This is a genomic window from Undibacterium sp. CY21W (genome assembly GCF_014284265.1).
Lineage (GTDB): Bacteria > Pseudomonadota > Gammaproteobacteria > Burkholderiales > Burkholderiaceae_D > Undibacterium > Undibacterium aquatile.
Map to the genome: position 1 here is coordinate 70097 of NZ_JACOGE010000002.1, position 22524 is coordinate 92620.

At 50.5% G+C, this 22524-nt stretch carries 17 protein-coding genes; 7 read left to right on the plus strand and 10 right to left on the minus strand.

Translation table 11 applies throughout. The annotated features are described in order from the left end of the window. Positions 1-16: 16 nt before the first annotated feature. The gene (icd, locus tag H8K29_RS04945; protein WP_186883252.1) at positions 17-1270 is read right to left on the minus strand and encodes an NADP-dependent isocitrate dehydrogenase; all 1254 of its coding nucleotides are present in this window, start codon (positions 1268-1270) and stop codon (positions 17-19) included. 182 nt (positions 1271-1452) lie between these two features. Here icd and H8K29_RS04950 point away from each other — a divergent pair, with 182 nt between their 5' ends. The 3 genes from H8K29_RS04950 (at position 1453) to H8K29_RS04960 (ending at position 2906) form a co-directional block, all read left to right on the plus strand. Continuing rightward, complete coding sequence (locus H8K29_RS04950; protein ID WP_186896671.1) at positions 1453-1998, plus strand: pseudouridine synthase; 546 nt, start codon at positions 1453-1455, stop codon at positions 1996-1998. A gap of 143 nt (positions 1999-2141) precedes the next feature. Continuing rightward, positions 2142-2342 carry a hypothetical protein gene (locus H8K29_RS04955; protein WP_186896672.1) on the plus strand — a complete coding sequence of 67 codons (201 nt, stop codon included), beginning with the start codon at positions 2142-2144 and terminating at the stop codon, positions 2340-2342. A 174-nt stretch (positions 2343-2516) separates the two neighbouring features. Next, positions 2517-2906, plus strand: coding sequence for a DUF192 domain-containing protein (locus H8K29_RS04960; protein ID WP_255423298.1), 390 nt, complete (start codon positions 2517-2519; stop codon positions 2904-2906). Positions 2907-3038: 132 nt separating this feature from the next. On the opposite strand, the gene rpsT is transcribed toward H8K29_RS04960, so the two are convergent. Further along, complete coding sequence (gene rpsT, locus H8K29_RS04965; protein WP_186883248.1) at positions 3039-3302, minus strand: 30S ribosomal protein S20; 264 nt, start codon at positions 3300-3302, stop codon at positions 3039-3041. A 243-nt stretch (positions 3303-3545) separates the two neighbouring features. On the opposite strand from rpsT, the gene H8K29_RS04970 reads away from it, so the two are divergent. After that, on the plus strand, positions 3546-4139 hold the full coding sequence (locus tag H8K29_RS04970; RefSeq protein ID WP_370527152.1) for a GNAT family N-acetyltransferase: 594 nt from the start codon (positions 3546-3548) through the stop codon (positions 4137-4139). An 11-nt stretch (positions 4140-4150) separates the two neighbouring features. Beyond that, entirely contained in the window at positions 4151-5320 is a 1170-nt protein-coding gene (locus H8K29_RS04975) for a VWA domain-containing protein (RefSeq protein ID WP_186883246.1), read from the plus strand. A 9-nt stretch (positions 5321-5329) separates the two neighbouring features. Here H8K29_RS04975 and H8K29_RS04980 read toward each other — a convergent pair whose 3' ends face one another. Further along, the gene (locus H8K29_RS04980) at positions 5330-6163 is read right to left on the minus strand and encodes a PleD family two-component system response regulator (RefSeq protein WP_186896674.1); all 834 of its coding nucleotides are present in this window, start codon (positions 6161-6163) and stop codon (positions 5330-5332) included. Positions 6164-6298: 135 nt separating this feature from the next. Between H8K29_RS04980 and H8K29_RS04985 the strand changes: the two genes are divergently transcribed. Next, the gene (locus tag H8K29_RS04985) at positions 6299-8290 is read left to right on the plus strand and encodes a DNA topoisomerase IV subunit B (protein ID WP_186896675.1); all 1992 of its coding nucleotides are present in this window, start codon (positions 6299-6301) and stop codon (positions 8288-8290) included. A 164-nt stretch (positions 8291-8454) separates the two neighbouring features. Then, entirely contained in the window at positions 8455-10770 is a 2316-nt protein-coding gene (gene parC, locus H8K29_RS04990) for a DNA topoisomerase IV subunit A (protein WP_186896676.1), read from the plus strand. A gap of 117 nt (positions 10771-10887) precedes the next feature. Here parC and H8K29_RS04995 read toward each other — a convergent pair whose 3' ends face one another. The 7 genes from H8K29_RS04995 to hutU form a co-directional block, all read right to left on the minus strand. Further along, positions 10888-12540, minus strand: coding sequence for a diguanylate cyclase (locus tag H8K29_RS04995; protein WP_186896677.1), 1653 nt, complete (start codon positions 12538-12540; stop codon positions 10888-10890). Further along, positions 12541-12933, minus strand: a complete 393-nt coding sequence (locus tag H8K29_RS05000; protein ID WP_186883241.1) for a response regulator — start codon at positions 12931-12933, stop codon at positions 12541-12543. 159 nt (positions 12934-13092) lie between these two features. Next, positions 13093-16809: a DUF748 domain-containing protein gene (locus H8K29_RS05005; RefSeq protein ID WP_186896678.1), complete on the minus strand. Its 3717-nt coding sequence runs from the start codon at positions 16807-16809 to the stop codon at positions 13093-13095. 440 nt (positions 16810-17249) lie between these two features. After that, the gene (hutI, locus tag H8K29_RS05010; protein ID WP_186896679.1) at positions 17250-18458 is read right to left on the minus strand and encodes an imidazolonepropionase; all 1209 of its coding nucleotides are present in this window, start codon (positions 18456-18458) and stop codon (positions 17250-17252) included. Continuing rightward, positions 18458-19084, minus strand: a complete 627-nt coding sequence (locus H8K29_RS05015) for a HutD family protein (protein ID WP_186896680.1) — start codon at positions 19082-19084, stop codon at positions 18458-18460. The genes hutI and H8K29_RS05015 overlap by 1 nt, the downstream gene beginning before the upstream one ends. Positions 19085-19096: 12 nt before the next feature. Then, the gene (gene hutH, locus H8K29_RS05020; protein WP_186896681.1) at positions 19097-20638 is read right to left on the minus strand and encodes a histidine ammonia-lyase; all 1542 of its coding nucleotides are present in this window, start codon (positions 20636-20638) and stop codon (positions 19097-19099) included. A gap of 109 nt (positions 20639-20747) precedes the next feature. After that, complete coding sequence (gene hutU / locus H8K29_RS05025; RefSeq protein ID WP_186896682.1) at positions 20748-22451, minus strand: urocanate hydratase; 1704 nt, start codon at positions 22449-22451, stop codon at positions 20748-20750. Positions 22452-22524 lie beyond the last annotated feature (73 nt).

The following is a 22524-nucleotide window of genomic DNA, read 5'->3' on the forward strand; positions in this document are numbered from 1 at the left end:
AACAGTCACATGTGAATTACATGTTCTCAATCATAACGTCACCGAAACCTGAGCAAGATACTTGAGTCGCACCTTCCATCAGACGGGCAAAGTCATAAGTGACTTTTTTCACCGTAATTGCTTTTTCTGTTGAAGAAATCAACAAATCAGCAGCTTCAGTCCAGCCCATGTGACGCAACATCATTTCAGCCGACAAAATCAATGAACCTGGGTTCACATAATCTTTACCAGCGTATTTAGGTGCTGTACCGTGTGTTGCCTCGAACATAGCAACTGAATCAGACAAGTTAGCACCAGGAGCGATACCGATACCACCGACCTGAGCCGCCAACGCATCAGAAATATAGTCGCCGTTCAGGTTCAGTGTAGCAATAACGCTGTACTCATTCGGACGCAACAAAATTTGCTGCAGGAATGCATCAGCAATCGAATCCTTAACAGTAATTTCTTTACCTGTTTTTGGATTTTTGAATTTGCACCATGGACCGCCATCGATCAGTTCTGCGCCGAATTCTTTTTGCGCCAATGCATAAGCCCAGTCACGGAAGCCACCTTCGGTGTACTTCATGATGTTGCCCTTGTGGACGATAGTCACAGATGGCTTGTCATTGTCGATCGCGTATTGAATCGCTTTACGAACCAGACGCTCAGTACCTTCGATAGAAACTGGTTTGATACCAATGCCTGAAGTTTCAGGGAAGCGGATTTTTTTCACGCCCATTTCGTCTTGCAGGAACTTAATCAGTTTTTTAACCTGATCGGAACCTTGCGCGAATTCGATACCGGCATAGATGTCTTCTGAGTTTTCACGGAAGATCACCATGTCTGTTTTTTCTGGTTCACGTACTGGGGATGGTACGCCTTTGAAATAACGCACAGGACGCAGGCAGACATACAGATCAAGTTCCTGACGCAGAGCCACGTTCAGGGAGCGAATGCCGCCGCCAACTGGCGTTGTCAATGGACCTTTAATAGAAACTACGTAGTCTTTCAATACTTTCAGTGTTTCTTCTGGCAACCAGACATCTGGGCCATATACTTTCGTGGATTTTTCACCAGCATAGATTTCCATCCAGCTGATTTTGCGCTTGCCTGCGTAGGCTTTTGCTACGGCCGCATCAACGACTTTGATCATGACCGGGCTGATATCAACACCAGTACCATCGCCTTCGATAAAAGGAATGATAGGATTATCAGGAACATTCAATGAAAAGTCAGCATTGACGGTAATTTTTTTACCTTCAGCAGGTACTTTAATATGTTGATACATCGTTTTCTCCGTAGTTAGGCGATCAAGCGGGTCACGCTTTTCTCGTAATATGCCTTGCTTGCTAACATAGCGGTCAATATCGCTATTAACTCTTCTATAAGACACAAGACCTTCATTTCGTATTATGCACTAGTATTTTACTGGATGCCATCTGTTTGCAAAATTGCGGTTACCATATTGCCATGAAACTCATCCTATTTAACAAACCATTCAACGTCATGTGCCAGTTTTCCGCCCATCCGGACAGGCCAACTCTGGCGGACTATTTGCACATCCCTAATATATACCCGGCGGGACGTCTTGATGCAGATAGTGAGGGCTTAATTTTACTGACAGATGACGGCAAACTTCAGAATCGCATCAGTCATCCCGATCACAAACAAGCGAAAACCTATCTGGTGCAAGTAGAAGGCATACCTGATAAAGAAACGCTGGAGCGTTTGCGCAATCCTTTAGATCTGGGGGATTTTGTGACTCAGGCATGCACTGTCATGCACGTACAAACACCTGAGTGGTTATGGGAAAGAACACCGCCAATTCGGCACCGGAGCAATATTCCGACCAGTTGGCTGTGCATTATTCTGTCGGAAGGAAAAAACCGCCAGGTTCGAAGAATGACGGCAGCAGTCGGGCTCCCCACTTTGCGCTTGATACGTACTGCAATTGGAGGATTTTCATTAGAAACACATCCCTTATTGCCAGGAGAATGGCAAGAAGTGGGCGCCTGAGTTGCTTTATTGCCTTGCAGCATAATTAATTGCGATTTCCCCTATGTGCTGCAATATCATGTCAACTTATCTGGGTTTGAGTGCGTTATCCAGATGATTCCTATTGAATCACCCTCCCAAATACTCACGCAAAGGAAGTTAACATGAAAAAATTGATCGCCACACTGATTGCTGGTCTGTTTGCTTCAGCCGCTTTCGCACAAGCCCCTGCACCGGCAGCTTCCACTCCGGCATCTGCTTCCGCTTCGGCTGAAGTTGCTAAACCAGCTAAAAAAGTTAAAAAAACGAAGAAAGCGAAAAAAGCTGCTGCCGAAGCCGCAGCATCCGCATCTGCGACAAAGTAATTACTGCAAATTAATTACCTGATCGCAAAATAAAAAAGGCAGGATGTATTCCTGCCTTTTTTATTTGCGGTAGCATACCTGTTGTTATTTTTTTTCAACCTGATTCCAACCATGATGAACCTTTTCCCGAATATCAAACTGAAAGCGGCAAGTATTGTTCTGCTCAGCGTGCTGATGCCTGTCGCGCACGCTGAAAGAAAACTGCCTGTCAAACAACTCTCTGCTGGCATTTACGTCATTCAAGCAGAAGTGGCTGCCAGTGATGCCGATCGGGAACAGGGTCTGATGTTGAGAACCAAAATGGGGATCAACGAAGGTATGGTATTTGATTTTGGCGCTCCGGCCGGCGTTTGTATGTGGATGAAAAACACACTGATCCCATTGTCTGTCGCATTTATCGACGGCGAAGGGAAAATCGTCAACATTGAAGATATGCAGCCAGAAACGACCGACTCTCACTGTGCGAAAAAGACGGTGCGCTACGCACTGGAAATGAATCAGGGTTGGTTCAAACAAAAAAATATTAAACCAGGCAGCAAAATTGAAGGCCTGCCACTGCGCTAAGCAATTTCGCATCAGATACCCAACAAACCTGTGTATCTGATGAATTCCGAAGAAGAAAACAAAAAAACCGCAAAAAATGCGGTTTTTTTTACATCTGAAATTGCCTGCACTTATCTGCAGGCAGAATAGCAATTAAGCTAAAGCTTTCAGAGCGGAAGCCAGGCGGCTTTTATGACGGGCAGCCTTGTTCTTGTGAATAATTTTCTTGTCAGCGATGCGATCGATAGTCGATACGGAAGCTTGAAAAATTGTTGCAGCAGCAGCTTTATCACCAGCTTCGATTGCTTTACGAACAGCTTTGATTGCTGTACGCAGAGTCGAGCGTTGGCTGGAATTGTGTGCGTTTTGTTTTACTGCTTGACGAGCACGTTTGCGTGCTTGTGCGGTATTTGCCATGAGATTTCCTAAACGTGGTCAAAGCGACGAGGTCAAAACATTTGATTAAATGCCACGCCGCAAAATTCTATACAGCTTTGCAGTATAACGGCTTTTATTTTCGTTAGCAAGCATTGCTGTTGTTTTGAGTGAATAGAAGATTATAACCCGTGAAACCATCTTCACTCACCCATTTTTTCATTATTGTTGCTGATATTCACAGACTTTTTGTGCAACAGTCTTAAAAAATAACTACCGCGAGGAATCAGTATGGAATGTCAGCCACTACATTTGCAGGGAACAAGCGTCAGTCTGGAGCCTTTAGAGCAGGCACATATTGCGGATATCCGCAATGCGGCTGCCGATGGTGAACTGTGGAAACTATTCTTTACTTCGGTACCCGCGCCGGAACAAACACAACAGTGGCTTGATACAGCGCTCGCCATGCAGTCCCAGCAAAAGGCAATTCCGTTTGTCGTCCGCGAGAAATCAGGAGGCAAAATTGTAGGATCTACCCGCTTTTGCAATATAGATCACCAACACCAGCGGCTGGAGATCGGTTACACCTGGTATTCGCAATCGGTGCAACGCTCGGCAATCAACACGGAATGTAAATTATTACTGCTGACCCATGCATTTGAAGTGCTGAACTGCATCGCGGTAGAATTCCGTACCGACTGGTTTAACCGACGTTCGCAAGCTGCAATTGAGCGGCTTGGTGCCAAACGTGACGGGGTTTTGCGCAATCACATGATATTACCCGACGGACGTATCCGTGATACGGTTGTGTATAGCATTCTGCAAAATGAATGGCCGGGCTTAAAAAAGAATTTGCAATATATGCAAAATAAATACTGAGAGATAAACAAGTGCTGATTGATTTTTTCTTTACGTTAAAAGACGCCAAAATTCCTGTCTCGATCAAAGAATTTCTGATGCTGCTTGAAGCATTGGATAAAGGTCTGATCAACATGTCACTCGACGATTTTTATTTCCTGTCGCGTACGATCATGGTGAAGGATGAAGCGCATTACGACAAATTCGATAAAGCGTTCGGCATGTATTTCAAGGGGATAGACACGATCTTTGAGCAACGTCCTGACATCCCTCTCGATTGGCTGACCAAGCGACTGCAACGCGAACTGAGCGACGAGCAAAAAGCGGCGATCGAAAAGTTTGGCTACGACAAACTCATGGACAGACTTAAAGAGCTGCTGAACGAACAAAAAGAACGGCATGAAGGTGGCAGTAAATGGATAGGCACGGGCGGCACCTCTCCTTTCGGTAATGGCGGCACGAATCCCGAGGGAATACGCATCGGCGGCAAGGGTGGCAACCGCAGTGCGGTCAAAGTATGGGAAGAGCGCGCGTTCAAAGATTACGACGCTGAACGTGAACTTGGCACACGCAACATCAAAGTCGCGCTGCGCCGCCTGCGTAAATTCGCCCGTCAGGGTGCAGAGGAAGAACTGGCGCTGGACGCCACCATCAAAGCAACCGCCAACAATGCCGGTTATCTTGATATCAAGATGCAACCCGAGCGTAAAAACAATATCAAAGTGCTCATGTTGCTGGACGTCGGTGGCACAATGGATGATCACATACAGCAAACTGAAGAATTATTTTCAGCAGCAAAAACCGAATTCAAAAATATGGAATTCTTCTATTTCCATAATTGCGTGTACGACTATCTTTGGAAAAATAACCGTCGCCGTCATGCAGAAAAATTTCCGACCTGGGATGTTTTGCGCAAATATCCGCCGGATACCAAGCTCATCTTCGTTGGCGATGCCACCATGAGTCCGTATGAAATTCTGCAACCGGGCGGTTCAGTCGAATACAACAATGAAGAAGCCGGTGCTGTCTGGCTACAACGTTTTGCAACGACATTTCCCAAATATATCTGGCTCAATCCCGAACCGGAAGGCTTGTGGCAATACCGGCAGTCTATTTCGGTTATTCGTCAGGTCATGAGCAACCGCATGTTTCCGGTCACCATAGAAGGACTGGAACGGGGAATGCGATTACTGAGCAAGTAAGCGCCGGGCTTATTTAAATAAGTGTAAGTATTTTCTGATCGTACTGAGTAGAACACGACGGGACAATGGTTTTACCAGAAAACCGTCGCAACGCACCCGCTCCGCCAGCCCGAGTTTGTAATCAAAAGATTGATCGATTAAAAAAATCACGGAAGTCTTTAAACCGTGATTTTGTTTTTTCAGCCCGTCACACAGGTGATAAGGATCGACATCAGGGGTAGACGTGTTGATTAAGGTCAGCGCATGCTGGTTATTCCGATCCAGCATCAGAGCGCTACGCTCATCGGCCGCCAGCGTAACAGTAATGCCGTAATGATCCATAATGGCCGCCACGTATTCACGGAATTGCGTGTCCTTATCAACGACCAGAATGCCGCCCTTCGCCATCGGCGTATCACGCATTTTTTGATACACCTGTGGATCGGTAAGATCAAAATCTATGCGTTTATGAGCGCGCCGCTCATGCACGGTTAAATTGATGGTGTGCGCAGCTAAAGTATGTAGTAACAGTTCACGTTTATTGATCAGCTCATCAAGAATGCCGAAAATATTGCGCCAGCGGATAGGCTTTGGCATCACCTGATAAGGTAAATCAATATCGGTTTTACCAATTAACAACACCGGCATCGCATCGCCAGGATTAAGGTCGGACAGTGTTGCAATCGCTTTGATATTGCTGGCATTGACGATATACATGTCCGGATCCTGGACGCACCCCGTCCTCAGACACGTATAGCTGTAACCGGTCTCGCGTGCTACCGCGAGTACTGCAGAAAAAGTTTCTTCCTCTTTGGCGGAAAATCCAAGCAGTCGGATCGCGATCGTTGGAGTTTTTATTGACATCGTTTATCCATCTACCTATTACAGCTACAATAGCTGCCAAAACGTATGCAAGAATACATCTAAAATCATGTATTCCGTATTTAAAAATTGCAAAATATTATTGCACTTTAACCAAAACAACAGATTTCTATTTGCATGGCCACTAAAAAAAATACGACTCCGTCCGACTATAGCGAATCATCCATCCGCGTCCTCAAAGGGCTGGAACCGGTTAAACAAAGACCGGGCATGTATACCCGCACCGAAAACCCGCTACACATTATCCAGGAAGTCATCGACAATGCGTCCGATGAAGCTTTGGGCGGTCATTGCAAACATATACAAGTCACGCTGAACACCGACGGCAGCGTCAGCGTTGAAGATGACGGTCGCGGTATTCCGGTTGGGCTGCATCCGGACGAAGGTGTTCCCACGGTCGAAATTGTATTCACACGTTTGCACGCCGGCGGCAAATTCGACAAAGGTTCTGGTGGAGCCTATGCGTTTTCCGGCGGTCTGCACGGCGTTGGTGTCTCTGTCACTAACGCGCTATCCAAACGCCTGGAAATTACCGTCTGGCGTGAAGCTGGCTTACATCAGCTGACCTTTGCTGATGGCGATGTGATAGAACCACTGCGCAGCCAGCCGATTCCTCGCGGCGATAAAAAGAGCGGCACCCGCGTCAGTATCTGGCCCGACGCAAAATATTTCGATTCCGCGAATATACCGCAAGGTGAGTTACAGCGTTTGCTGCGCTCAAAAGCGGTCTTACTGCCAGGCGTGAAAGTCACACTGAGCAATGCCAAAACTGGTGAATCGCAAACCTGGCAATACGATCAGGGCTTGCGTGGTTATCTGACCGAAGCGCTGGCCCAGTATTCGCATGGCGAGCCGCTGATTCCGCTGTTTGAAGGCGAGCAATTCGCCAGTGCGGACGCCGAAGGTTTTGCCGAAGGCGAAGGCGCATCGTGGGTCGTGGCCTGGACCGAAGAAGGCAATGTGGTGCGTGAATCGTATGTGAATCTGATTCCGACGCCAGCTGGTGGTACACATGAATCCGGTCTGCGCGAAGGCTTATTCGGCGCGGTCAAGAGCTTTGCTGAAATGCATTCGCTGCTGCCGAAAGGCGTCAAGCTGCTGCCAGAAGATGTTTTTGCGCGCGTCTCGTTTGTGCTGTCAGCTAAAGTGCTGGACCCGCAATTTCAGGGGCAGATTAAAGAGCGCCTGAATTCGCGTGATGCGGTGCGGCTGGTGTCTTCCTTCACCAAACCACCGCTGGAATTGTGGCTCAATTCGCACGTGGATTACGGTAAAAAACTCGCTGAACTGGTGATCAAACAAGCTCAGTCACGCTTGCGTTCAGCGCAAAAAGTCGAAAAGAAAAAATCCTCTGGCGTTGCCGTTTTACCGGGCAAACTGACGGACTGCGAATCCAGCGACATCACTCGTAATGAATTATTTTTAGTCGAAGGTGATTCCGCTGGTGGCTCAGCAAAAATGGGACGCGACAAAGAATTTCAGGCGATCCTGCCGTTACGCGGCAAGGTGCTGAATACCTGGGAATCGGAACGTGACCGCTTGTTTGCGAATAATGAAATTCACGACATTTCGGTCGCCATCGGCGTCGATCCGCATGGGACGAACGATAACGTCGATCTCTCGAATCTGCGTTACGGCAAGATCTGTATTTTGTCTGATGCGGACGTCGATGGTTCACACATTCAAGTGCTGTTGCTGACACTGTTTTTCAAACATTTCCCTCAACTGATTGCTCGTGGTCATATCTGCGTTGCGCGTCCGCCGTTGTTCCGCGTTGATGCGCCGGCACGTGGCAAAAAACAGGCGCAAAAAATCTATGCGCTGGACAGTGCCGAGCTGACGTCGATCGAAGACAAGTTACGCAAGGAAGGCGTCAAAGACGGCGCATGGAATATTTCCCGCTTCAAAGGTCTGGGTGAAATGAATGCAGAACAGTTATGGGAAACCACGATGAATCCAGACACCCGTCGTTTGTTACCGGTCAGCCTCGGTGAATTCGATCAGGATTTTTCCGAGGGGCGCTTCAATATGCTGATGGGAAAAGGCGAAGCTGCGGCCCGTCGTGCCTGGATAGAAGAACACGGTAATGCTGTCGAGGCCGATATTTAAGGCGCTGAAATGCTTTTTAAGGTCTGAAAATACTCCCCCCAGTATATGTAAACACCCCAATGAATATACGGACATAAGGTGTATTTTCAGACATACTCCCCAAAAATGACGAATATCGGCAAACAAAGTGGCGTTTTGCCGGATGCAACAAAGAATAAAAAACTATGAGCGAACAAGCGAATTTATTTGAACAGACACCGCCGCCAGGCGATGGCGAAGCACTGACACTGGCGAGTTTCGCCGAACGTGCTTATCTTGATTACGCAATTTCCGTCGTCAAAGGACGCGCCTTACCGGACGTCTGCGATGGTCAGAAACCGGTACAACGCCGCATCCTGTTTGCGATGAACGAACTCGGTCTGAATTCGTCGGCCAAACCGCGTAAATCGGCTGCGGTGGTCGGTGATGTGCTCGGTAAGCTGCATCCGCATGGCGATCAGTCTGTGTATGACGCACTGGTACGGATGGCGCAGGATTTTTCGCTGCGTTATCCGCTGATCGATGGCCAGGGCAACTTCGGTTCACGCGATGGCGATGGCGCTGCAGCGATGCGTTACACCGAAGCGCGCCTGACGCCGATTGCCAAATTGCTGATGGATGAAATCGATCAGGGCACCGTCGATTTTCAGCCGAATTATGACGGCACCACCGAAGAACCCAAGCTGCTGCCAGCACGTTTGCCTATGGTGTTGCTGAATGGCGCCTCCGGTATCGCGGTCGGTCTGGCGACGGAAATTCCTTCGCACAATCTGACCGAAGTGGCCAAAGCCGCCGTCGCGCTGATCCGCAATCCGGCCATGAAACAAGCCGAGCTGATGGAATATATTCCCGGCCCGGATTTCCCCGGCGGCGGACAAATCATCACACCAGCATCCGCGATTGCGGAGATGTATGCGAGTGGTCGCGGCAGCATGAAAGTGCGCGCCCGCTGGAAGATAGAAGACATGGCGCGCGGTCAGTGGCAAGCGGTGGTGACGGAATTACCGCCAGGCGTGTCGTCGCAAAAGGTATTGGAAGAAATCGAAGAACTGACCAATCCGAAAATCAAAACCGGTAAAAAAACACTGTCGCCAGAACAGGTCGCGTTAAAGCAAGTGATCTTATCAGTGCTCGATACTGTGCGTGATGAATCGGGCAAAGATGCGCCTGTGCGTCTGGTGCTGGAACCGAAATCGAAAAATCAGGATCAGGCCGAGTTCATGCAAATGTTGCTCGCACATACCTCGCTGGAAAGTTCGGCGTCGATCAATCTGGTAATGATCGGTGGCGATGGTCGCCCACGCCAGAAAGGCTTGCTCGATATCATCAGCGAGTGGATTGCATTCCGTTTCACGACGGTCACACGTCGCACCCAATTCCGTCTGAAAAAAGTCGATGACCGCATCCATATTCTCGAAGGCCGTGAAGCAGTTTTGCTGAATATCGATGAAGTGATCCGCATCATCCGCGAGTCGGATGAGCCGAAACCCGCGCTGATACAGGCTTTCCACTTATCCGACCGGCAGGCAGAAGACATCCTTGAAATTCGCCTGCGCCAGTTAGCAAGGCTGGAAGCCATTAAAATTCAGCAAGAGTTGGCAGAGCTGCGTAAAGAAAAAGCTAGCTTGCATGATTTGCTCGACAACCCTGCGTCGATGAAGAAAACCCTGATTAAAGAAATCGAAACCGATGCGAAGCAATTTGGCGATGCACGCCGCACGCTGATAGAAGAAGCGGTACGCGCCTCGGTAGAACAAAAAGTGGTCGATGAGCCGGTCACGGTCGTCATCTCAGATAAAGGCTGGGTGCGCGCCCGCACTGGTCACGGACATGAAGCCGGCCAGTTCACCTTCAAGGCGGGTGATAGTCTGTATGGCACGTTTGAATGCCGTACGGTTGATCATTTACTGGTATTCGGCTCGAACGGCAGAGTCTATTCTGTCGCGGTCGCCGCCCTGCCCGGCGCGCGTGGCGACGGCGTGCCGATTACAACGTTGATCGATCTCGCAGCCGGTACCAAGATTCTGCATTACTTTGCAGGCAGCAATGACACCGGTTTATTATTGGCATCGGATGCCGGTTATGGCTTCACCGCGAAAGTGGGCGACATGGTTGGTCGTATGAAGGCTGGCAAAGCCTTTATGACGCTGGAAGAAAACGATTTGCCGCTGCCGCCAGCGGTCATCAGCGAAGATGCCAGCGCGATTGCCTGCTTGTCTGAAAATGGCCGTTTGCTGGTCTTCGGTCTGAATGAAATCAAGCAATTGTCGAGCGGTGGACGCGGCGTTATCCTGATGGAACTCGAAGAAAAAGAAGCCCTGCTGGCGGCGCAGGCGATCAACCAGAAAGGTGTCAGGGTAACGGGAACCGGACGTGGCGGCAAAGTGCAGGAAGTGAATCTGAGCGCCAATGCCCTGTCTGTTCATATCAACAAACGCGCCCGTAAAGGTAAACCGCTGGAAGCGAAAATCAAGGCCAGCAGCTTGCAGAAGCTGGGCTGAGTTAAGCCTGAGCTAAGCTGATACCGATAAAAAAAGCCTGAACGATGTTCAGGCTTTTTTATTTTAAGAAGTCGTTTTCCTCAGCAAGACTGGCAGCTATAGAACAAACCTCAGACCTCAGGCGATCGTAATGCAATTGCGTCCGCTTTGTTTGGAAACATACATCGCAGCATCGGCCGCATCAAACAAGGTATCGACATCGCCAGATAACTCCAGATCGGCAATCCCGGCAGAAAACGTTGAAGAAAACTCCCTGTTTTCTGAATGCTGAAGAATCTTCGCAAATGCAATGCGAACCTGATCCAGCACCCGGCGTGCGGTACTCGCATCGGTATGCGGAAAAATAACAGCAAACTCTTCACCACCATAACGCCCGACGATATCGGTACGGCGCAGACGCTGGCGCAACAAACGCGCCAACATACGTAATACATGGTCGCCGGCAGCATGCCCATGCTGGTCGTTCACCTGCTTGAAATAATCGAGATCAATCATCGCCAATGCCAGTGGCGTCGCATTGCGATGTGCCTGCAAAATCTCGGCGGCAAGATGTTCTTTGATCGCAGTATGGTTATATAAGCCGGTCAGACCATCGCGCATAATCAGCGCACGCAAAGAACGATAGCGCTCGGCACGCGTTGCCAGAGATGAGATCAGATAATCCGGCGCCACCGGTTTGGTGATGAAATCATCCGCACCAGCACGCACGGCTTCCAGCTGTTTCTGTGGGTCAGCCTCGCTGGATAAAAATACGATGGGCACATCCACATACGAATTGTCCTGACGAATCAGATGCGACAATTCAATGCCACTGCACAACGGCATGTAGACATCGAGCAGCAACAGCTCAGGGCGGAAATCTGTCATGACAGACAATATCCGGGTCGGCTCATTCAGCAATTGCACGATCATGCCGGCATTGCGCAAAATCGCACCGTAATAATTCGCCGTCACTACATCATCATCGACGATCAGTATCCGGTAGCCTTTCGTCTCATCACGCTGCAAGATGGTATCGATTCTTTCAGTCAGCTCGACCACATCGACTGGCTTCGTAAAATAGCCGTCGCCCTTGGCGTGCACCGCCATCAGGCGAGAATCAAAACTACTCGACTTCGAAATAAAAATCGTTGGAATTCGCAAGCGTTGCAGTTGTTCTACTTTCTTTATTTCTTCGACCCCGCCAGTGCCATCTTCGGCAGATCCCATATCGATCACAATCACATCCGGGCGTCGTCGCGCCACCGCCAGAGCCAGATTTTTCGACTGTTCCACGCTGACGGTCTCGTAACCAAAATGCTCAAGCTGGGTCGTAATTTCCTGATTTTGCCGACAATCCTGATTGACCAGATAAATCAGCCGCGACTGATTATCGGTCGAAGCCGCTTCGCTCGCGTCTGCGGATGCGATATCACCCGGCGCATGTTCCTTGTTGAGATTGTTGAGTGCGGCAGCAAAGTAATCGCGAATATCACGGGAGTAATCGTCCAGCTCAGTCTGACTCCACTCTGTGCCGCTTAATAATGGCTTCAGACGCGACTCAAACACCCGCGCCTGCACACCCAACTCTTCAAAGCCAAAAGTGCCTGCGGAACCAGCCATCGTATGCAGATGACGATGCAAAGCCGTCAGTGACTCTTTGTCCTGCGGGTTGTGCAAATACTGCCCTAATGCACCAGTGATCTCGTCAAACCGGGAGGGTAATTTCTGCAAAAAAAGCGCTTCCAGCTTACGCAGTTTTTCTTGCAGGTTATCCATTTTTTCTGACATCTATTTTCTTTCCTGCCAGAGTTTAGCGACCTGTGCGGACAATTCCATAGGATCAAAAGGTTTCGCGATCACGCCGATGGCACCTAAAGAATAATACAGTTCCAATTCAGAGGTCTGCACTTTCGCCGTCATAAAAACCACCGGCGTCGTCGCCGTTACGGGCAGTTGACGTAACTCTGCCAATGTCGTTGGTCCGTCCATATTGGGCATCATGACATCAAGCAACAGCAAATCCGGTACAAAACCCGCTTTTACCTCTGACAGTGCCTGACTGCCTGAGCTGCAGGTCTTCAGAACAAAGCCGCCAACAACTTCAAGGGCAATCTGCGCCACCGTCTGTATATCGGAGTCGTCCTCAACATACAAAATGTTGACCAGGTTTGCAGATGTCATTCTCACTCCTTAAACAAAATTGTTACGCCCGTCAGATCAGCATAAATCAAGATGATGCTCAAAACAATCCGTCAGCAAAGAACAATATCCGGTTCTGCAGGACTTTAATCGCAGCATCATCGTTGTTATAAAAATCTGTGCCTGAGATCAGATATCAGATTACTTCAATGAAAAATCGACGCGGTTAGGAGCGCCCTTATCTTTGATGCCGTCCGCATTCAGTTTGGGGGCAATCAGGAACATGCGTTCGCGACTCACCAGCGCTACATCTTCGAGATAATCGCGCACAGTATCTGCGCGTCTTTGCGCCAAGTCCCGCAAATCATCGGTATCCACCGTCAGACTTTGCAATAACAATTGTTCCGCCTCTGCGTCTGGCAGTGTTTTAGCCAGCCCCAGCACATTCCGTGGCTTATTGAATTTTGCAGCATCGTATAAGGATTGCAGAAATTTATGTCGTTCGTCTGCCGTCAATGTCAGCGACTCCGCTTTGATACCGCGATTTTTCCGTCCAAGTTCACGCCATTTAGCTTCACGCAAACGATTTTCCAGCATTTCATGACGTATGCCCTCAGTATCGCTTTTGACGTCCACACGGCCTGTAATATCCAGATGCAGGCTGCTGCGTTCTTTCAATGCTTTTGCCAGGTTGTCGAGTTTTTCAGTTGCCGCCGGCGTCAGAACTGCACTGCCGGGATTGAATTCAAGATAAGCCAGCTCTTCACCACCAAACATCGATCCCAGTAAGGCAAACGGTGACGTCACCGCCTTGGTAATGATGTTCACAAACACTTTAAAAATAATGCTGCTAACAGAAAACTGCGGGTCGGCTAATGAGCCAGAGATCGGTAAATTAATCGTTATCCGGCCTTGGTTGTCACGCAACAGCGCCACTGCCAGCATCACTGGTAATTTGGTCGCACTCGGGCTGTCCACCCGCTCACCAAACGTCAGTTGATCCAGCCTCACCTCGTTCTCAGCCGTCAATTGCTGGTTCTCTATTTTGTAACTTGCCTGAGCCGACAATTTGCCTTTTTCAATCACGTAACCCGCATATTTGGCCGCATACGGCGTCAGCTTGGTCAGTTCGATCCCGTTCGCACTGCCTTTAATATCCAGAAATACCGGTGTAGATAAAGGATTCATGCTGCCTGAAATCAGCAAAGGTGCGTCATCATCCACTTTGCCATTCAGTTCCACCGTTGCCACTTGTGGGTTGTCGGATGAAATTGTGCCTATGCTACCGCTGATGCCAGTCAGGTTTGCATGGTAATTCGGCTGTATGAAATTATCCGTAAAGTTTACGTTGCCACCGGTGATGACGGTTTGTCCTATGCGCATGACGACGGAGGATGGCGTACCGGTGACCTGCACTTTCTGCGTCACGGTGGTGCTACCGGCAAGGCCTGCCGTGGTTTTCGGCGTCATCTCTTTCGACGTCGGCACTGCGTTCGCAGGTACCTCCTTCACGGTTTGGCTCACCAGGATATTCTGTAAATTCAAGCGCGCCTTGTCAGACAACACCAGACGCGCAAAAAAATCATTCAGGCTCAGTTTTTTAACATCAATCAGTTGTTTGGTTTTTCCTATGTTCGCGTGAATGCCTTCGGCCGATATCGCTTTCCAGTCCAGAAAATCCTCCTCTGTGCCATTTTCAAATATCTGAAAATTATTCAGGCTCAGCATGCCGTCGTAATCAAACTGACGGTCGGCTTCCAGGATATTTGTCAGTACCAGCTTGCCCTTGGCAGTGCCGCCACCTTTAACAATCTGCACATTCAGAAATTGTGAAAAATACGAAGATAGTCGCGCAATCGGCAAACTCTCTGTATCCACATTCACATTTACTTTTTTCATACCGGCAGAACTACTGCCATCCAGATTCAACTTGGAACGCCGGTTCAGTTTCGATTGCAGACGGAAGCTGACGTCTTTAGAGAAATCGCTGCTCAGTTGCCCCAGATTCAGGCTGATGCTGTTCAGGTTTAATTTCACTTCCGGTGTGACCGACTGATCGAGAAAATCGATTTCACTATTTTTCAGATCAAATTGATTCAGGCTGATTTTCCACGGTGCAGTTGCTGCGCTCTTGGCAGGTGGCAGTTCAGCGTTGGCAGTTCTGACGACGTTGCCTTTGGTCGCAGAGGAAGCTGACTCAGGCAACCAGCTCTGCATCAGCATCGCCGCCGACTTATCGCGCCGGATATCCGCCCGCAAACCATCAAATTCAGCGGTTCCCATTTGTATCGCACGGTTCGTGGAGTCAAGTAGTGTTTTGTTCAACGCAAAAGATTTGAGCGCAATGCTACCGTCACTGGCGTTCCCTTTCAGCAGCAGATCACGCAGTCTGAGCGATAAATCACTAAGCTGAAATTCGCCAGCCTTCAGACTGACGCCGGATTCCGCATCCAGTTTGCCACTCAGATTCGCCTTCAAAAACGGATTCAGAAAAGCCTGATAATTAGCGAGCGCCACATCGCTGATGGCAAGCTTGCCATTCAGTGTAGAGGAGAAAATCTGCAATTGCCCGTCAAACCCGATTTTTTCATCGGCTTTTGTTTCCAGACTCAGTTTCAGTTGCGCTGGCTTGACGTCTTTCGCGGTCGATAACTGCTGCGCACGCAGGCTGATGTTTTGCAATTCCAGTTTTTGTTCTGGTCTGGCATGCACGGCATCAGAAAAGTGTATCTGTCCATTCGCGACCTGCAGATCGTGTACCTGCACGAGTGGCAAAGGTGCCGGGGTTGCTGTCGCTGTTGCCGCCGTCGCTACTGGTGTGGCTGTGGATGTTTTTCCGGCTGCAGCAGTCGTTGCCGCTCCTGATTTACCAACGGGTGCAGCTTGCAGATTCGCCCAGTTCAGGCCATGCTGCGCATCAAAATCCAGCCATACCTGTGGTGCGCTCAGGCTCAATTGTTGCAACTCTGTCGCCGCCGTCATCAGATTCATCTGACGAATCTGCGCCTGCAAACCTTCCAGCTTCAGCAAAGGCTGACTTTGTTTATCTTTCAGGAAAACATCATGCAAACGCAAATCACCGGACAGAAAAATTTCCATCTGCTTTTTCTGGCTGAAAGTCAGATTGAGCTTGCTGCTCAGTCTGGCGCTGCTTACCTGCACCGGCAAGGCGACTGGCACATAAGGAATCAGCTGCGCCAGATCTAATTGATCGAAATCGATCGCCAGCGTGCTTTCGTGCGTTTCAGAAAATGGCTTGGCGCGCGCCTGCAAAGAAAAATCCGCACCGTTGATGTGGGCAGATAATCGGGGCTCGACAAAGCTGTCTATCTGTTTCGGGAAATTGGAAATGAAAGGTAAGCCTACCTGCAAGTCTGTCAGTTTAAATTGCTTACCGAAGACCTGGTCATCAAAGACAATAGTGCCTTTGCTGATCTGTATGTTGGCGACAGAAAAACGCAGCGGCGCGTCACTTTTGGGGGCTGCTGCAATTTTATCCAGCACGTCGCTGACGTTATAGCGACTATGCTGAGCCGCACTGTAACGTACCAGATGTACATCCGGCGCAGTCAGATAAAATTCATCGAGTACCAATGCGCGATGAAACAAGGATGTCATTGACAGATTGACTCTCAGCTCTTGCACCGCTAAAGCCGACGTTTTCTGATCGGCTTCATAGAGACGCACATTCGTCGCCGTCAGGGCAAGTGAAAATGGAGAAAAGCTAACCTCGCCGATGTCCAGTTTGCGGCCAGTTTGTTGTTGCACCTGCTCTATCGCCATGCGTTTTACAAACACCGGCAAAAATAAATAGCTGAGCAACATCAGCAGCACGGCTAGCACCAGTCCCCCGGCAAGCCAGCGCCCCGTTCTCCAACGTTGAAAACGGGTCGAAAAAGAAGTAACCGGTAATGCCACTGTGAGCCTCTGCGTGTAGATAAAAATGAAGCAAAAATCGCTGAAGCGCCTCATTTTTCAATTGAATATTATTTTTCCAGCATTATACGTCTCGCTAAACGTCAAAGCGGGGAAAACCCGGGCTGCGCAGGTTAAATAATGTGTCAAAAGATTACCAGAGTTCGTTCAGATGCTATCGATACGCATTCGAACGGAAGCGCGTAAAGATTCAACAAACCGTGAACAAGCGCCGAACCGGGCAGGGCTTAATGTTGACAAGCGTCAATCAGGTGCAACAGCGGCAAGGCTTTGTTTCCGCCTCATACGCTTCATGGAAAAAAACCGCGCCGGCCAGGACAAGTCATACAATCAGTAAGACATGCGGTCAGGCTGGCTGCTGACTTAAACGCGTCCGGCCTTGGTTGCTAAGCACGCGTCTCAGCTGGAAAAATCAACTGTCGTTATTCTGGTCGCCCGCCGAAAACCCTGCTCCAGAGCGGATTCGCACCGATGTGATAGGCCAGATCTGCCGGTCGCTGTATCTTCCACAAAATAAAATCGGCCATCTTGCCGACTTCTAAGGTGCCGCTGACGCTGCTCGCCCCTAATGCCTGTGCGGCATGGCAAGTCACGCCCTGCAGGGCTTCCAGCGGCGTCAAACGAAACAGGGTGCACCCCATGTTCATTGTCAGTAACAGTGAGGTCAGTGGCGATGTGCCAGGATTGCAATCGGTCGCCAATGCGATCTTCACACCGGCAGCACGTAAGGCCTGCACCGGTGGCATTTGCGTCTCGCGTAAAAAATAAAAAGCACCGGGTAATAACACGGCCACCGTGCCACTGGCAGCCATGGCGGCGATCCCTTCCTCCGACAGATATTCCAGATGATCCGCCGACAAGCCTTGATAACGCGCAGTTAACGCCGCCCCACCCTGATCGGATAATTGCTCTGCATGCAGCTTCACCGGCAAACCAAGTGCCTGCGCGGCCAGGAATACCCGCTCGGTCTGAGCCGGCGTAAAACCGATTTTTTCGCAAAAGACGTCAACTGCATCCACCAATTCTTCCGCCACCAATGCTGGCAGCATGTGCTCGCACACCAGTGTGATGTAATCATCTGGCCGACCTGCATATTCCGCTGGCAAAGCGTGCGCTCCCAGAAAAGTTGTCTTGACGCGAACCGGAAACTCACGTCCTATGCGCCGCGCAACACGCAGCAGCCGCGCTTCGCTAGGCAAATCGAGACCATAGCCTGACTTGATTTCCAGTGTGGTCACACCTTCACTGAGCAGATGGTGCAGACGCGGCAGAGTGGCTTGCAATAACTCATCTTCAGTCGCGGCTCTGGTCGCCGTGACAGTGGAAAGAATACCGCCACCTTGGCGGGCAATCGTTTCATAACTGACGCCATTCAGACGTGCTTCAAATTCATTGCTACGGTTACCGGCATACACCAGATGTGTGTGGCAATCGGTCAGCCCCGGCGTGACCCAGCAGCCAGCGCCATCGTGCTGTGTCGTTACCAAATAATTCGCTGGCAAGGCATTGCGCTCCCCCAGCCAGACGATCTTGCCGTCACGGACCGCAAGCGCGGCATCATTGATCTCGCCATAACCATCTGTCATGGTCGCGAGGTGGATGTTGGTCCACAGACTATCCAAGTGCAACATCAGTCCGGTCCTTTATCAAAGAATCTCAGCGTGATCAGATATACGATGGTGCCCTCATCGGCAGTCAGTTCCAGTGCTATGCCTGATGCAGGATGGGTTTCGTTCAACAGCATAAGATCGCCGCTGCAAAATACTTCCCCCGCTGTTTCTGGCGTTGTCAGACGAGCGCCACCGGCAACACAGTACAACAACATTTGTCGGGCGTCTTGCGCATGGATGCGATGTTGTCCGGCCAATAGCTTTTGCATGGTATGGGTGCAGACATCGCGGCGCGTCATCATATTCAGATCCGACACGCTGCCCTCTGATAATTCAGCCGTTACCGCAAGCTCGCCTGCAAAGCAATACGGCGGGCTGTTTTGCGTCAGATGCACCGCACCCGATGGTGTAGTTCCCTGCTCTGCCTTCGTATGCAAAATCAAACCTGCGCCAGACAACACGGCAAGCGTTCTGTCTATGCCGGGGAAACTGGAAAACGGTCCATCAACCGCGACTTGCGCCGTACTCAGGCGCCAGATAAAATTATCCAGATTGGCGCCAGCCGGAAAAATCGCCAGCTCAGTCGTGCTGCCACCGCCATTTTTCCAGGGCATCGTTTGATAATCACTCACAGACCAATGCAGCATCAGCATGCTCCGTCAGGCCAGATACAAATGCTGATACAGATGCTGACATTCCGCACTGATGCGCCCTGAGATCACCAGTTCTTTCGCCGCCTCAATATCAGGCGCAAAAAAACGGTCTTTGTCATAGAACGCAACTTTATCCCGCAAGGTCTGATGCACCTGAGCCAGCATAGACGAGGTTTTCAGTGGCGCATGAAAATCCACGCCTTGCGCCGCAGCCAGCAATTCAATCCCGACAATGGTCGCGGTATTCTGCGCCATTTCATGCAAACGACGTGCGCCATAAGTCGCCATGCTGACATGATCTTCCTGATTGGCCGAGGTCGGAATCGAATCGACGCTGGATGGATGCGCGTGAGATTTGTTTTCTGAAGCGAGAGCTGCCGCTGTCACATGCGCGATCATGAAGCCGGAATTCAGGCCCGACGATGGCACCAGAAATGGCGGCAAACCAGATAAAGAAGCATCAATCAGCAAGGCGATACGGCGCTCGGAAATCGCACCGATCTCGGCAATTGCGAGTGCCAGCGTATCCGCTGCAAATGCGACTGGCTCGGCATGGAAATTACCACCGGAAATCACTTCGCCGGTATCAATAAATACCAGTGGATTATCGGTCACGGCATTGGCTTCGATCAGCAAAGTGCGCGCTGCGTTATTGATGATATCGAGGCAGGCACCCATAACCTGAGGCTGGCAGCGCAGACAATATGGGTCTTGTACGCGCTCATCGTTGACCAGATGGGATTGACGGATTTCACTGCCGACCAGAAGCTTACGATAAATTTCTGCCGTCGCGATCTGACCAGGCTGACCTCGGCTGCTATGTATGCGAGGATCAAACGGTGCATCACTACCTTTGGCTGCATCGACTGACAAAGCGCCGGTAATCGTGGCCGCTTCCAGCAAACGTTCCGCCATGAATAAACCATGCAAAGCGAGCGCCGTTGATACCTGAGTACCATTGATCAATGCCAGCCCTTCTTTCGCGGCGAGGACGACCGGCGTGATACCAGCGTTCGTCAGCGCCTGCTTTGCCGGTAGCAGTGTGCCGTTGACGCGCACATCGCCTTCGCCCAGCAGCGCCAGTGTCATGTGCGATAACGGTGCCAGATCGCCGGAGGCACCGACCGAACCTTTCACTGGTATGGTCGGCATAATGCCAGCGTTGAGCATCGCGATCATGGTGTCGATCACAACCGCGCGGATGCCGGATACCCCACGAGCCAGGCTGGCAATTTTCATCGCCAATATCAGACGCACGACCTCATCGGCAATGAATTCGCCTGAGCCCACCGAGTGAGACAAAATCAGATTGCGTTGCAAGAGCTCAAGCTGATCATCCGGGATGCGAGTTTTCGCGAGTTTGCCGAAGCCGGTGTTGATACCGTAAGCCGCATCGCCTTTGGCAACGATCTTTTGTATCATTTCTGACGATGCGTGTATCGCCGGGTAAGCAGACGCGACCAGTTTTAACGGTGCCGGACTGATCCAGATGCGGCGCAAATCTGACAGCGTGAATTCGCCAGGATGTATCTCAAGATGCTTACTCATTTTTTTACTTTCTAATAAGGTGTCTCAATGCCTGCGCGCCTCTTCAGGCATTTTTTCGCCAGGACGCCCGTAATACGCGGGCATTTTCTTGTCAATTCAGACGATCTGCTTATTTAAGCATCGGCAAGTTCAAGCCTTCACGCTTGGCGCAGGCGACGGCCTGCTCGTAGCCGGCATCGGCATGACGCATCACGCCGGAACCGCAATCGTTGACCAGCACGCGCGCCAGACGTTTCGCTGCGGCATCTGTCCCATCGGCCACAATCACCATACCGGAATGCTGGGAATAGCCCATACCAACGCCGCCGCCATGATGCAAAGAAACCCAGCTGGCGCCGCCGGCGGTATTCAGCAAGGCATTCAACAAAGGCCAGTCAGAGACGGCATCGGTACCATCCCGCATCCCTTCTGTTTCGCGATTCGGGCTGGCGACCGAACCGGTATCGAGATGGTCGCGACCGATCACGATCGGTGCTTTGAGTTCGCCGTTTTTAACCATCTCATTGAATGCCAGCCCGGCGATGTGACGCTCGCCCAGACCCAACCAGCAAATACGCGCAGGTAAGCCCTGGAAGGCGATACGCTCACCCGCCATGTCCAGCCATTTATGCACGCCTTTATTGTGTGGGAATAATTCCTTGATTTTGGCATCGGTTTTACGGATATCTTCCGGATCACCCGACAAAGCCACCCAGCGGAATGGGCCTTTGCCATCGCAGAACAGCGGACGGATGTAAGCCGGTACAAAGCCGGGGAAATCGAAGGCATTTTTTACGCCGGTATCGAATGCGACCTGACGGATATTATTGCCATAGTCAACAGTAGGAATGCCCATCGCATGGAAGTCCAGCATTGCCTGTACATGCACCGCACAAGCCTGAGCCGCATCCGCAGTCAGCTTCGCATGTTGTGTCGAATCGTGCTGGGCAGCCTTCCACTGCTGCACGCTCCAGCCTATAGGCAAATAGCCATTGATCAGATCATGGGCCGAGGTCTGGTCAGTCACCAGATCGGGTTTCATGCCGCCCGCTTTAGCGCGCTTGACCAGCTCAGGCAGGATTTCAGCGGCATTGCCGAGCAAGGCGATGGAAACCGCTTCCTTACGTTCGCAATGCTGTTGTATCAGCGCCAGCGCATCGTCCAGGTCTTTTGCTTGTTTGTCGACATAGCGGGTACGCAGACGGAAGTCGATACTGCTTTGCTGACATTCGATATTCAGCGACACCGCACCGGCAAAGCTGGCTGCCAATGGCTGCGCGCCGCCCATGCCACCGAGGCCGGCGGTCAGTATCCAGCGTCCACCCCAGTCGCCGTTGTAATGCTGGCGTCCGGCTTCAGCGAAGGTTTCATAAGTCCCCTGCACGATGCCCTGGGTACCGATGTAAATCCAGCTACCTGCCGTCATCTGACCATACATGAACAAGCCCTTGCGATCGAGTTCATTGAAGTGTTCCCAGTTGGCCCATTTCGGTACCAGATTGGAATTCGCGATCAGTACGCGTGGCGCATCTTCATGCGTCTGGAATACACCGACCGGTTTGCCTGACTGTATCAACAGGGTTTCATTGGCTTCGAGCGCCTTGAGCGAAGCCAGAATCTGATCGTAGCACTCCCAGTTACGCGCCGCGCGACCGATGCCGCCATACACCACCAGATGCTTAGGATTTTCAGCAACGGCCGCGTCCAGATTATTTTGTATCATGCGATAGGCCGCCTCGGCCACCCAGGTTTTACAAACCTTCTCGGCACCATGCGGTGCGTGAATAACACGGCTGGCATCCCAGCGTGGATCGTTTTGAAGAATATCGGACATACGGTGTCTCCTGATCTCAGGTGTTACGAGGAAAATGTAGCCGGACATTTTGATGGCCGGTAGCGCTGAATAT